Annotated in this window: 10 protein-coding genes and 1 tRNA gene; 7 read left to right on the top strand and 4 right to left on the bottom strand. The window is 64.3% G+C overall.

Annotated features, from left to right (window positions below; all coding sequences use genetic code 11):
• Positions 1–93 precede the first annotated feature (93 nt).
• Positions 94–2,358: an adenosylcobalamin-dependent ribonucleoside-diphosphate reductase gene (locus ACFSM0_RS11345; RefSeq protein WP_377390396.1), complete on the top strand. Its 2,265-nt coding sequence runs from the start codon at positions 94–96 to the stop codon at positions 2,356–2,358.
• A gap of 507 nt (positions 2,359–2,865) precedes the next feature.
• Here ACFSM0_RS11345 and ACFSM0_RS11350 read toward each other — a convergent pair.
• A tRNA-Ile gene (locus ACFSM0_RS11350) sits at positions 2,866–2,941 on the bottom strand.
• A gap of 148 nt (positions 2,942–3,089) precedes the next feature.
• Here ACFSM0_RS11350 and purM point away from each other — a divergent pair.
• From purM to rnd, 3 genes are all read left to right on the top strand, one after another.
• Positions 3,090–4,136, top strand: a complete 1,047-nt coding sequence (purM, locus tag ACFSM0_RS11355; RefSeq protein ID WP_377390397.1) for a phosphoribosylformylglycinamidine cyclo-ligase — start codon at positions 3,090–3,092, stop codon at positions 4,134–4,136.
• Positions 4,133–4,720, top strand: coding sequence for a phosphoribosylglycinamide formyltransferase (gene purN, locus ACFSM0_RS11360; RefSeq protein WP_377390398.1), 588 nt, complete (start codon positions 4,133–4,135; stop codon positions 4,718–4,720). Before purM ends, purN begins: the two co-directional genes overlap by 4 nt.
• A 99-nt stretch (positions 4,721–4,819) precedes the next feature.
• Positions 4,820–5,974 carry a ribonuclease D gene (gene rnd / locus ACFSM0_RS11365; protein WP_377390400.1) on the top strand — a complete coding sequence of 385 codons (1,155 nt, stop codon included), beginning with the start codon at positions 4,820–4,822 and terminating at the stop codon, positions 5,972–5,974.
• Positions 5,975–6,043: 69 nt separating this feature from the next.
• Here the strand turns inward: rnd and ygiD are convergent, their stop codons facing one another.
• Both ygiD and ACFSM0_RS11375 read right to left on the bottom strand, forming a co-directional pair.
• Positions 6,044–6,883, bottom strand: coding sequence for a 4,5-DOPA-extradiol-dioxygenase (gene ygiD, locus ACFSM0_RS11370; protein ID WP_377390402.1), 840 nt, complete (start codon positions 6,881–6,883; stop codon positions 6,044–6,046).
• An 89-nt stretch (positions 6,884–6,972) separates the two neighbouring features.
• Complete coding sequence (locus tag ACFSM0_RS11375; RefSeq protein ID WP_377390404.1) at positions 6,973–7,386, bottom strand: DoxX family protein; 414 nt, start codon at positions 7,384–7,386, stop codon at positions 6,973–6,975.
• Positions 7,387–7,537: 151 nt separating this feature from the next.
• On the opposite strand from ACFSM0_RS11375, the gene ACFSM0_RS11380 reads away from it, so the two are divergent.
• Complete coding sequence (locus ACFSM0_RS11380; RefSeq protein ID WP_377390406.1) at positions 7,538–8,440, top strand: LysR family transcriptional regulator; 903 nt, start codon at positions 7,538–7,540, stop codon at positions 8,438–8,440.
• A 38-nt stretch (positions 8,441–8,478) separates the two neighbouring features.
• Here ACFSM0_RS11380 and ACFSM0_RS11385 read toward each other — a convergent pair whose 3' ends face one another.
• On the bottom strand, positions 8,479–8,928 hold the full coding sequence (locus ACFSM0_RS11385) for a YaiI/YqxD family protein (protein WP_377390584.1): 450 nt from the start codon (positions 8,926–8,928) through the stop codon (positions 8,479–8,481).
• Between the two features lie 537 nt (positions 8,929–9,465).
• Between ACFSM0_RS11385 and ACFSM0_RS11390 the strand changes: the two genes are divergently transcribed.
• Together ACFSM0_RS11390 and ACFSM0_RS11395 are read left to right on the top strand one after the other, a co-directional pair.
• Complete coding sequence (locus ACFSM0_RS11390; protein ID WP_377390408.1) at positions 9,466–11,799, top strand: hypothetical protein; 2,334 nt, start codon at positions 9,466–9,468, stop codon at positions 11,797–11,799.
• A 13-nt stretch (positions 11,800–11,812) separates the two neighbouring features.
• Complete coding sequence (locus ACFSM0_RS11395; protein WP_377390410.1) at positions 11,813–12,769, top strand: hypothetical protein; 957 nt, start codon at positions 11,813–11,815, stop codon at positions 12,767–12,769.
• Position 12,770 lies beyond the last annotated feature (1 nt).

A 12,770-nucleotide genomic window follows, 5' to 3' on the forward strand; every position in this document is an offset into this window, starting at 1 on the left:
TATGGTGGGTGCTCGCCCCGGTTGCACCAGATGTTCCGGGGCGTCTCCTTTTGCGACCGCCCGCTCTGACCGCCCAGACATACCGAGGACAAGATGACCCGTTTCTCCGCCCCGATCGCCGAACAGATCTGGGACATGAAATACCGCCTGAAAGACGCCGATGGCACGCCCGTGGATGCCACGGTGGAGGATAGCTGGCGGCGGGTGGCGCGCGATCTGGCCTCGGTGGAGGCCGATCCGGCGGCTTGGGAGCCCCGCTTTTACCGCGCGCTGGAAGACTTCAAGTTTCTGCCCGCCGGGCGGATTTTGGCGGGCGCGGGCACCGGGCGCACGGTGACGCTGTTCAACTGCTTTGTCATGGGCACGATCCCCGATTCGATGGCGGGCATCTTCGACATGCTGAAAGAGGCCGCGCTGACAATGCAGCAAGGCGGCGGCATCGGCTATGACTTCTCCACCATCCGCCCGCGCGGCGCGGCGGTGAAGGGGGTGGCGGCGGATGCCTCTGGCCCGCTTTCCTTCATGGATGTCTGGGATGCGATGTGCCGCACGATCATGTCGGCGGGCTCGCGCCGCGGCGCGATGATGGCAACGATGCGCTGCGACCACCCCGACATCGAGGCCTTCATCACCGCCAAGCAGGACTCGGCGCGGCTGCGGATGTTCAACCTTTCGGTGCTGATCACCGATGCGTTCATGGAGGCCGTCAAAGCGGACGGCCCGTGGGAGCTGAAATTCGGCGGCACCGTCTATCATACGATCCATGCGCGCGATCTGTGGAACAAGATCATGCGGGCAACCTATGATTTTGCCGAGCCGGGCGTGATCTTCATCGACCGCATCAACGCGATGAACAACCTCAATTACCTTGAGCAGATCTGCGCCACCAACCCCTGCGGCGAGCAGCCCCTGCCGCCCTACGGCGCCTGCCTCCTTGGCTCGATCAACTTGGCAAAGCTGGTGAGCGCCCCCTTCTCCGAGGCGGCCGCGCTCGATCTGGACGCGCTCGATGAGCTTGTGCGCACGGCGGTGCGGATGATGGACAATGTCGTCGATGCCTCGCGCTTCCCGCTGCCGCAACAGGCCGAAGAGGCCGCGAACAAGCGCCGCATCGGGCTTGGCGTGACCGGCCTCGCCGATGCGCTCTTGATGCTCGGGCTGCGCTATGGCACGGACGAGGCCGCCGCGCAAACCGAGGCCTGGATGAAGGCGATTGCGCGCGCCGCCTACCTCGCCTCCGCCGATCTCGCGCGGGAAAAGGGCGCCTTCCCGCTTTTTGATGCCGAGAAATATCTCGCCTCGGGCAATATGATGCAGATGGATGACGATGTGCGCGCGGTGATCGCCCGGCACGGCATCCGCAATGCGCTTCTGACCTCGATCGCCCCCACCGGCACGATTTCGCTTTACGCCGGCAACGTGTCCTCCGGCATCGAGCCGGTCTTCGCCTATGCCTATACCCGCAAAGTGCTGCAAAAAGACGGCTCGCGCACCGAGGAAGAGGTGGTCGATTACGCGGTGCGGATGTGGCGCGAGATGAAGGGCGATGCTCCGCTGCCCGATCATTTCGTCAATGCCCAGACGCTCGCGCCGATGGACCATGTGAAGATGCAGGCCGCCGCCCAGAAGTGGATCGATTCGAGCATTTCGAAAACGATCAACTGCCCGGTCGACATCTCCTTTGATGCGTTCAAGGATGTCTACCTGGCGGCCTATGAGACCGGCTGCAAGGGCTGCACCACCTACCGCCCGAATGATGTCACGGGCTCTGTTCTCACGGTTTCGGAAAGTTCCGAAAAAGCGCCCGAGGCCGATTCCGGCGCCGAGGTGGTTTACCTCACCGAACCGCTGGACCGCCCCGCGGCCCTCGAAGGCGCGACATACAAGCTCAAGTGGCCGGGCTCGGAACATGCGATCTATATCACCGTGAACGATATCGTGCAGGCCGGCCACCGGCGCCCCTTCGAGGTGTTCATCAACTCGAAGAACATGGAGCATTACGCCTGGACCGTTGCGCTGACGCGGATGATCTCGGCGGTGTTCCGGCGCGGCGGCGACGTGAGCTTTGTGGTCGAGGAACTGAAGGCCGTGTTCGACCCGCGGGGAGGCGCCTGGATTCAGGGGCAATACATTCCCTCGATCCTCGCCGCGATCGGCGGAGTGATCGAGCGGCATCTGATCGCAATCGGGTTCATTGCCGGCGAAGGCATGGGGCTGAAAGCCGACCCGCGCGCCGAGGCAATGGCCGTCGGCGCGCCCCCGCGCGGTCAGGCCTGCCCCTCCTGCGGCAGCTACGCGATGCGCAAGGTCGAGGGCTGCATGACATGCGCCGATTGCGGTCATTCGAAGTGCGGCTGATCCTGACCGAGATTTAACTGATGTGTGGCGGGTCAGGCGACGTGACCTGACCGGCTCACAATGTCATTTTGGCCGGCCCCCCGGTGCTGGCTGGGGCCGTGGGCAAACCCACTGCGAGCCCATGCTGCCAGCTGCGCTGCCGAGCGCGAAGGCGTTAAGGACGCGCAGGTCTGCCGCGCTGGTGGTTTCACGTTTCGCGAGGCCAATGGCCGGGTGTGGCCGGTCAAAGGCCGCGGCAACATGATCCGCGAGGCGGCCCGCGCTGCCGGCATCGAAAAGCCCGCCCACGGCCTGCGCGAATAGCGCCTTACGGCCATCGCGGAATCCGCGCATGCGATCATGGCGAGGGGCGGCCATCAGACCCTTGCAGAGGCCGAGCACGACACCCGCGCCGCAGACCGGCGCCGACTCGTGATGGGGTCGGAACAAGGCGGGAATGCTGTGTCGCCCATGAACCTTGATAAAAACGGCAAAAAGCCAAGTCTTCTCAAGACCTTTTTGCGCCTCTGGTAGGCCCGGAGGGACTCGAACCCCCAACCAAGGCGTTATGAGCGCCCTGCTCTGACCATTGAGCTACAGGCCCCCAGAGTGCCCAAAGCCATAAGGGCGAAGCCCCCTCCGGTCAAGCTTCGGGCCATCGGCTTGGGCGCGGCAAGGCGTTGCGGGGAAGGTTCCTTTGCGCTACGGCTTCGCGCGACGAATCCCCCGCGACCGACCCCGAGGAGTGACCGATGAGCGAGCGCAAGAACGGCCTGACCTATTCGCAAGCCGGGGTCGATATCGACGCGGGCAATGCGCTTGTCGAACGCATCAAACCGGCGGCGAAACGCACGACCCGGGCGGGCACGATGTCTGGCCTTGGCGGCTTTGGCGCGCTCTTCGATCTCAAGGCCGCGGGCTACTCGGACCCGATCCTCGTCGCCGCCACCGATGGCGTGGGCACCAAGCTGCGCATCGCCATCGACACCGGCAATGTTGACACGATCGGCATCGACCTTGTGGCGATGTGCGTGAACGACCTCGTGTGTCAGGGCGCGGAGCCGCTCCTGTTTCTCGACTATTTCGCCACCGGCAAGCTTGATGTCGATCAGGCGGCGCGGATCATCGAGGGCATTGCCGAGGGCTGCGCACAATCGGGCTGCGCGCTGATTGGCGGGGAAACCGCCGAGATGCCCGGCATGTATGCCAAGGACGACTTCGACCTTGCGGGCTTTGCCGTGGGCGCGATGGAACGGGGCGCAGATCTGCCCGCGGGTGTGGCGGCGGGTGATGTGCTCCTTGGCCTCGCCTCGAACGGCGTGCATTCGAACGGCTACAGCTTCGTGCGCAAGGTGGTTGCGCTTTCGGGGCTTGGCTGGGACGCGCCTTCGCCTTTCTGCGAGGGCAGCCTTGGCGCCGCGCTCCTCGCCCCGACCCGGCTTTATGTGACACAGGCGCTGGCCGCCGTGCGCGCGGGCGGGCTTCATGCGCTCGCCCATATCACCGGCGGGGGCCTCACTGAAAACCTGCCGCGCGTGCTCCCCGAGGGGCTGGGCGCAACGATCGACCTTTCCTCCTGGGCGCTTCCGGGGGTGTTCCGCTGGCTCGCCGAGACCGCCGCGATGGAAGAGGCCGAGCTTCTCAAAACCTTCAACTGCGGCATCGGCATGATTTGCGTGGTCGACCCGACCCGCGCCGAGGCGCTCAAGGCGCTGCTTGAAGCGGAGGGCGAGACCGTAACCGTGATCGGCACCGTAACCGAGGGGGCGGGCGTCTCCTATCGGGGCAGCCTGCTGTGAAACGCATAGCCATCCTCATTTCGGGGGGCGGCTCGAACATGCTGCGCCTTGTCGAGGACATGCAGACGCTGGGCTATGCCGCGCCGGTTCTTGTGGCCTCCAACGACCCGAGCGCCGCCGGGATCGCGCATGCCGGGCGCCTGGGTGTGCCCACGGCGGTGATCGATCACCGCCTTTTCGGCAAGGATCGCGCCGCCTTTGAGGCGGAGCTTTTGAAACCGCTTCTTGCCGCCGCGCCCGATGTGGTTTGCCTCGCGGGCTTCATGCGGGTGCTGACGCCGGATTTCGTGCGGCGCTTCGAGGGGCGGATGCTCAACATCCACCCTTCCCTGCTGCCCAAATACCCGGGGCTGCACACCCATCAGCGCGCGCTGGAGGCGGGCGACCCGGAAGCGGGATGCACGGTGCATGAGGTGACGCCGGTGCTCGATGACGGGCCGATCCTCGGTCAGGCGCGCGTGCCGGTCGCGCCGGACGACAGCGCCGAGAGCCTTGCCGCGCGGGTTCTGGTGCAGGAGCACAGGCTCTATCCTGCGGTGCTGCGCCGCTTCGTCGCGGGAACCCGGACCCGGCTCGACCTCTGATCCCGCCCCGGCCCGCCTCAAATCCGTGCTTTTCTTCGCGCCGTTGAGCGCCTAAAGGAAAAGTAGTGGCGGGATGACCCCGTGAAGCAGGAAGGTGCCATGCAGACGATTACCTCCACCGAAGCCCTGGCCGAGTTCTGCGCCCGAGCGAAAACCACCCCTTATGTGACGGTCGACACCGAATTCCTGCGTGAGCGCACCTATTGGTCGAAGCTCTGCCTGGTGCAGATGGCGCTTCCGGGCAAGGAGGGCGAGGCGGTGCTGGTTGACCCGCTCTCCGAGGGGCTCTCGCTCGAGCCGCTTTATGACCTGTTCCGCCATGAGGCGACGGTCAAGGTGTTCCACGCCGCGCGCCAGGATCTCGAGATTTTCTTCACCGAGGCAAATGTGTTCCCGGTGCCGTTGTTTGACACGCAGGTCGCGGCGATGGTGTGCGGCTTTGGTGAGCAGGTCGGCTACGAGACGCTGGTAAAAAAGATCGCACGGCAAGCGCTCGACAAAACCTCGCGCTTCACCGACTGGTCGCGCCGCCCGCTCACCGATGCGCAAAAAAACTACGCGATTGCCGATGTGACCCATCTGCGGGTGATCTATGAATTCCTCTCGAAAGAGCTGAAAAAGTCCGGGCGCGAAAGCTGGGTCGAGGAGGAGGAGGCGATCCTTCTCAACCCCGAGACCTATATCAACCGCCCCGAAGAGGCCTGGATGCGGGTGAAAACGCGCACCAATTCGGGCCGGTTCATGGCGGTGGTGCGCGAACTCGCGCGGTTCCGCGAGGGCTTTGCGCAGGCCCGCAACATACCGCGCTCGCGCATCTTCAAGGATGATGCGCTGCTGGAACTGGCCTCGACCAAACCCACGACGCTGGAAGAGCTTGGCAAATCCCGGCTGCTGCTGCGCGAGGCGCGCCGTGGCGAGATTGCCGAAGGGATCATCGCCGCGGTCAAGGCCGGGCTTGAGGCGAAGCCGGAAGATTTTCCGCGCCCGCCCGATGAAGATGCCCAGCTTCAGGTCAATTCCGCGCTTGCCGATCTGCTGCGCGTGCTCCTGAAGGCAAAATCGGAACAGGCGGGCGTTGCGGCAAAACTCATCGCCACGGCCTCTGATCTTGACCGCATCGCCGCCGGAAAACGCGATGTCGCCGCCCTCTCGGGCTGGCGGCTTGATGTTTTCGGCAATGATGCGCTGCGCCTCGCGCGGGGGGAAATTGCGCTGACAGCCGCGGGCGGCTCGGTGCAGGTGGTCACGCTCTGACGCCCGTGCGGCAGTACAATCAAAAACGCCCGGGATAAGCCCCGGGCGTTTTGCGTTTCGGGCAGCGGTTCAGGCCGCCGCGGTCTTCGAGCCATGGAACACGAAAGAGCGCATCGCGACCGAGCCAAGGTCGATCCGGTCGGTCATGAAGGTCAGCTCGTCACGCGCATCCGAGGCCCCCGCAATCGTCAGGGCGGGCAGATAGTGGTCGATCGAGGGATGCGCCATGGTGAGCAGACGCCCGAGGCCCGCGCGATCACTGAGCTTGCCAAAGTCGCGCGCCTCAAGCCGGTCCGCAAAGAGCGTGTCGAACTCAACGGCAAAATCTTGCGGCCGCCCGCCCATGCGCATGGCGCGCAGGTTGTGCACCACGTTGCCAGAGCCAAGGATCAACACGCCGCGGTCGCGCAGGGCAGAGAGCGTGCGGCCGATCTCGAGATGCTCGGGCAGATCGCGCGTCATGTCGATCGAGACCTGGAACACCGGCACATCGGCCTCCGGGTAGAGGAAGTTCAACACCGTCCATGCGCCGTGGTCGAGCCCCCAGCGGTCATCTTCCTCGGCGTGGTGGGAGGCAAGCAGGCTCACCACCTCACGGGCCAGTTCCGGCGCCCCATGCGCGGGGTATTTCATCTCGTAGAGCGGTTGCGGGAAGCCGTAGAAATCGTGGATCGTGCGCGGCAGCGCCGACACATCGACGAGCGTGGTGCCATGGGTCATCCAATGCGCCGATACCACGAGAATGGCCTGCGGTCGCGGCAGGCTTTTGCCGAGCTTGGTCCATGCGCGCGAATAGGGCGTGTCTTCAAGAGCGTTCATCGGTGAGCCGTGGCCAAGAAAGACCAGCGGCATCCGGTCTGAAGGGGGGAGGCTGTCGGCCAGCCGTTGCAGCTTCTGGGCAGTGCTCATGACGCGATCTCCAAAAACGACGCGGCCCGGAGGGGCCGCCGGAACAGGGGGCGGGCCGGCAGTCGTCGGCCCGCAGTTTGGGGCAAGGCTCAGGCGAAGGCGCCCAGAGCCCGTTGCAGCACCGGGACGCGCACCCGGTAGGCGCCAGCGCCGAGGATGCCGATCGTCACCTGCACAAGCGCCCAGAACAGCGGGAATTCCCAGCCGCCATTGGCGTTCGAGAAGGTCCAGCCATTGCCCGAGTGCACCCAGGTTGCGCCGAGCAGCACCAGAACCAGCGGGATCGAAACGAGGCGGGTGGCGATGCCCGAGAGCAGCACGAGGCCGCCGCCAAGCTCGGCAAGGATCGTCAGATAAGCGAAGGCGCCGGGCAGCCCGAGGCTTTCAAAATAGGCGACGGTGCCGGGGATGGTGAAGGTAAAGACCTTCATCAGGCCGTGCGCGAGAAACAGGACGCCGCTGCCAATGCGCAGCAGGAGGGCGGTGATGTCGGTGGTGTTCATGGTCGTGTCTCCATTCGGTGGGCGCGGGGGGCGCCGGGATCTGTGTCGCGCCGCAGCGCTTCGATGGACTATATCTAGGCCTTGATGTCTCTCCATGAAACGGCGAAGTTGTTCACTGACTTTCGCCTATTTGTTCTCAATGGAGCCCCCCATGGATCTTGTCGAGGAACTGCGCGCCTTTGTGGCAACCGCTCAGGCGGGTTCGTTCACCGGAGCGGCAGAGCAGCTCGGGGTGTCGAACCGGCTCACCTCGAAATATGTTGCAGAGCTGGAGGCACGGCTTGGTGTGCGGCTGTTTCAACGCACCACGCGGCGGGTGGGGCTGAGCCCTGCCGGGGCGGATCTGTTCGCGCGCGCGCCCGCGCTTCTGGATGAGCTGGATGCGATGCTGGCCGAGGTTGCCGAAGGCTCGCGCGGCTTTTCCGGCCTTGTGCGGGTGTCGGCGCCGGTCACGTTCGGCGAGATCTGGGTGGCGGGCATGCTGGAGCGCTTTGCCGCCACCGCGCCGCAGCTCACGGTCGATCTGCGGCTCGACGATCGCTTTGTCGATCTGGCGAGCGAGGGGATTGATGTCGCCTTTCGCATCGGGCGGTCGGAGATGCTCTCGCTCAAGACCCGCAAGTTTGGTGTGTTCCAGAGCCTGATCGTCGCGAGCCCGGACTATCTGGCACGGGCCGGGCGTCCGGTGTCGCTGGCCGATCTGGCGCGGCATGAATGCATCGTCGACACCAACCGGCGGCGGCCGCGGCGCTGGGAGTTTTCGCCGCCGGGGGCGCAGGCGCCCGAGCCGGTCGATATCTCCGGGCGCTATCAGGTCAATTCGGCGCGGGCCGCGGTGGCTTTGGCCGAACATGGGCTGGGTCTCGCCAATGTGCCGCGCTTTGCCCTTGGGGATGCGCTTGCAACCGGACGGCTGGTGCAGGTTCTGGCAGATCATCGCGGCGAAAGCGGTCCGCTCTCGGCGATCTGGCTGGAGGGGCGGGCGCTGCCGCACAAGGTGCGTGCGCTGATCGACTTCGCCGCCGAGGATTTGCGCAAGGCTGACATCCTCTGAGGGGCCTACCGGGCTCTTTCGGGCCGCCAGACCCGGCCTCAGCCGCGCACCGCCCGCCGCAATGCGCGCTCAAGCGCATCGAGAAAGGCAGAGCGATCCGCCTTCGAAAAGCTGCGCCCCCGCCCCTGCAAAAACGGATCGGCGGCGCGCAGATCTGCCATCAGATCCCGCATCGCCAACACCGTTCCAATGTTTTGCGCGGTGAGTTCCGTGCCGTCGGGCTTGAGCACCTGCGCCCCTGCCGCGACGCATTTTGCCGCGAGCGGAATATCCCCACTCACCACCACGTCCCCCGGCCCCGCGCGCTCGGCGATCCATTTGTCCGCCTCGTCGGGGCCTGCGGGCACGATCACTGTTTCAATCAGCGGATGCGCAGAGGGGCGGATGCCGCCGTTTGAAACCAAGACCATCCGCACCCCGTGGCGGGTGCCGACACGCTCGATCTCGGCCTTCACCGGGCAGGCATCGGCATCGACATAGATCACCATCATTCGCCCCTCCCGTGGCCGCGGGGACTTTGCCCCGCCCAAGCGCCGGGGGCAAGGCCCCGCGCAGGCCGCCATCAATCCCCGAGTTTGTGCGCGCCCGGCTGCGCGCGACGCGGTCCGGCATGGCGCAAAGACCGGCAAGCGGCGGCGCCCCGAGAGGTTCTTGGCTGCAGCGCTTCACGCCTGCCGCACTCTGAAAGGGTGCATCGGCCCTCCGCTCCAAAACCGCTTTGCACGACAATGGCCCCGGAAACGCCCCGCAGAGGCATCTGCGCGCTTCGGATGCCAGCCATCGGGCCGGTTTTGACGGAGCTTCGGCTCGGATCTGACCGCGCTTCGGGCGGCATGTTCACCATTCGGGCGACGGGGACGAATCGGAAAAAAATTATGCAACTTTGGGTTGACTCGAAAATAGTCCATATTTGCAAGCGCGTTACGCGCGCCTCATTTCACGCTGTAAATTTATTTCGAAGGGTGTAGCATTTGCGTTGAGTTGGTGTGGAGAAATTCATCCCTAAGTTGAGCGAGGACGACATCATGTTTGACGTGACTACCGCGCGACAAGTCGACTACACGGACAGCTTTGGTATTCAGTTACAAGTGACCGTTTTTCAGGACCGGGAAAACAAGGGGCTGTGGTATCTGGTTCCGGTGCCCCGGCTATGCATTGACAACGGCCAGCCCGCATTCAATCTCACGAAATATATCGACAATCAGGGAGGAATAGCCGGAATTTGCACTTTTGAAGTGGAGCTTTTTGCGCCGGAAGAGGCCAAGAAGGCGGCGCAGGCGCAGATCCCGGAAATTACCTCCTGGGGCCAGTTCATCTGGACCAGCGGGGACGTGTTCTTCGATTTCGATCTGCCGGTCGGCGACAAGACCGAGGGGCAGCAGATCTGCGTTTCGCCATCGCTGTTCGGCTCCAATGTCGCGCGGTTCCAGATCGAGCTGGAGACAGAGGCGGCGCTCAATAGCTTCGTCGGCGCCTTCACCGGCACGGGCGCGCTCTCCCCGTTCTCGGTCAGCTATTCGATGGGTGTTCTGACGCAGCTTCTGGGCGCCAGGGCGGAGGTGAAATACACCGCGTCAGTGGCGATCGATTACGAGCGCACCTATGAGAGCAAGAAGGACACCTGGGGCAAGTCGCAACAGATTCTGGTCGAGGTGAAGCAGAACCTGAAATCCTCCGGGGCGGGGGACGTCAAGGTCACGCCGGGCGTGGGCGGAAGCCCCGAACTGGTGCAGATGGTGCGCGATTGGGCCTGGAGCGTGCTGGAAACGCAGGTTGCATCCGCGATCGAGACCGCGCAGCGCCAAGCCACCGGCAATGAGAATCCGATCTCGGTCGTGAGCGACATTTTCCTGACCTATTCCGAAGATACGATCATCGAATGGAGCACACCGGTGTCCCGGTTCCTGCCGCGGTTCAGCGCGGAGAGCTGGGAAAAACTCTATCACGAAGTCGACAACCGCGAACTCGTGGTGATCTTCGAACTGGCCGGCGATCCGAGCAACGATGCGGGTGTCGTCGTTTTCGAGGATGTCGAGGTCGAGGTCCGCTACCCCACCCGCACCACCGACAACAGCTTCAAACTGAGCCTTGGCGAGGGCGGCACCAGCTCGGTCAGCTATCGCGCCCCCGGCGGCGGAGAATTCGACCCGGAATATGCCTATCGCTACACCGTAAATTTTGTTGGTGGCGCCCCTCCTTATACCTCTGAATGGATCACGGATGCCGCAACAAGGGTCACGTTCCGCCCCAACCGTCTCGGTATCCGAAATGTATCTTTTATCGGCTCCGGAATCCCGTTCGACGATGGCTCTCAATATGCTGTCAAGACGCTTTTTATCGACTTCTTTGAAACGCCCCCCGAGGGCCAGGAGCCAAAACTTCAAACCAAGGAGATGACGGAAAACGACACGGAAATCATCTTTTCCTCAACCTACAATGTTCCGATCGCGAACGATTATAATTATCGACTGCGCTATCAGCTCACATCCGGCGATGTGATCACCGTGCAACCCGATGTTCAATTCGGATCGGATAATGCCGATACTGTTTTCGTGCTCACACCGCAGAAATATCTGACGAGTTTTTCGTTCCGGGCGCTGGCGATGAAAGGTGGCACCGGTTTCATGGAACTGGATATCAACGGCGCCTATTACGACAACCAGAACCCGTCAGAGGGCGTGCCGCCGAACTACAACTGGGACGGCTGGGTGCCGGAGCATCAACCCGGGCTCTCGACCTCGCCCACCTGGGTGTTCCAGTCGCAACCCGATCCGCAGACGGCCTTTTTCGATCTCAACGGACAGGTGATCTACGGCGATGGCAACATTGCAACGCTGGCGAATGTGAAAGTGCCCTACAGCCGCCGCGCGCTGATCCTCAAGGATACCGAAGAGGTCTACAGCGTGGAGATTTTCACCGACCAAATCGACTGGTCCGTGGTCAAGCAGGTCTCGCTGAACATCCTGCAATTCGCCAATGAAACCGGCGCTGTCCTCGCGGATCTGCACACCGATGCACAGCAGAGCTTCACGCTGATGCGATCGGTGCATGGTGAGCAACCAACCTCGCGGGCGGGCGCAAGGCTGCTCCCCTTGCAGGCGGTCAACCTGATTGCCTACAACATGATACAGCCTGCCGAAAACATGATCGTCAAATCGCTGCCGCTCTACTACACGCTCTACCGGCTGCGCAGCGCGCAGAACATCGTGTTCTATTACAATGCCGATTATGTGCTCAAGGACGGCACCCGCAAGGGAACGGGGCAGCTTGAGGTGACGAACAAGCTGCAGATCCACCTTCCGCCGGTGGCAAGCGATCCTCCGGGCGTGTTGCAGGCCGCCCGCATCGCCGCCCGATAACGGCAGCACAGCCATGGTCGTGGGTCTCTTTGCCGCCACGCCGGTCGGTTTTGCCGCGCCGCCCGACGCGCTCTCGCGGGCGTGTCGGGCGGCAAGCGGAGCCGATGTCCCGGCCGATTTGTGGGAGCGCGCGCTGCGCGCGCTCTGTGCCAGCCCCGAAGCGCAGGACAGCAACCTCTCTGCGATCGGCGATCCGGTAGAGTTCCAGCTGCTCTGGACCGCCGCAGGAGAGGAGCAGGTCCGCGCCACGCTCGACCCTGATCCCGGGGTCTCTGGGGCGGAGCGCAGGCAGCGCGCAATCGCGGCAGTGCAGGATCTGCACCCCGCCCAGCGCGCGCTGCGTGATCATGTGAGCGCCGCGCAGAATGCCCGCGGCGCCCGCTTCGGTGGCTGGATCGGGCTGCGCCCCGGCGCCACCGGGCTGCAGCGCAAACTCTATCTTGAACTGCCCGCCGGATATGCGGCGCCTTCGGCGCTCTTGTCGCGCCGGTTGCCGGCCGTGCGCGCGTTCAACCCGGTGCTGCTCGGACTGGACCCGGCCCGGGGCCAGGTCGAGATCTATGCCGCGATCGCACCGCTGGCGCGCGACGCTCTGGCGCTGCTGCTGGCCGATCTGGGCTTGCCGCCGCTGGCGCGCGACGCGCTGCAACTTTTGACCGATCTGCGCGACCAGAGCCTGCGCCCGGTCCTGCCGACCCATGATCAGGGGCTCAGCATTTCCTGGGGCCGCGACGAGATGGCCGAGGCCCTGACCTGGTATGTGCATTGCGACGCACTGCTGGGCCCGGCGGCGCAGGCGCGCGAGAGCCTGCTGGCGTTTGGCCGGCGCCGCGGTTGGCCGATGACGCGTTACAGCGCGCTGAGCGCCCCCCTCCCCGGCGGCATCCCCTGGCACGGGCTGATCGGGCTGACGCTTGGACGACAGGGGCTGGCGCTCTCGGTCACCTGCGCGACGCGCAGCCAGGCGTAAC

Origin of the sequence: Rhodobacter lacus (assembly GCF_042683065.1) — a bacterium.
Taxonomy (GTDB): domain Bacteria; phylum Pseudomonadota; class Alphaproteobacteria; order Rhodobacterales; family Rhodobacteraceae; genus Rhodobacter; species Rhodobacter lacus.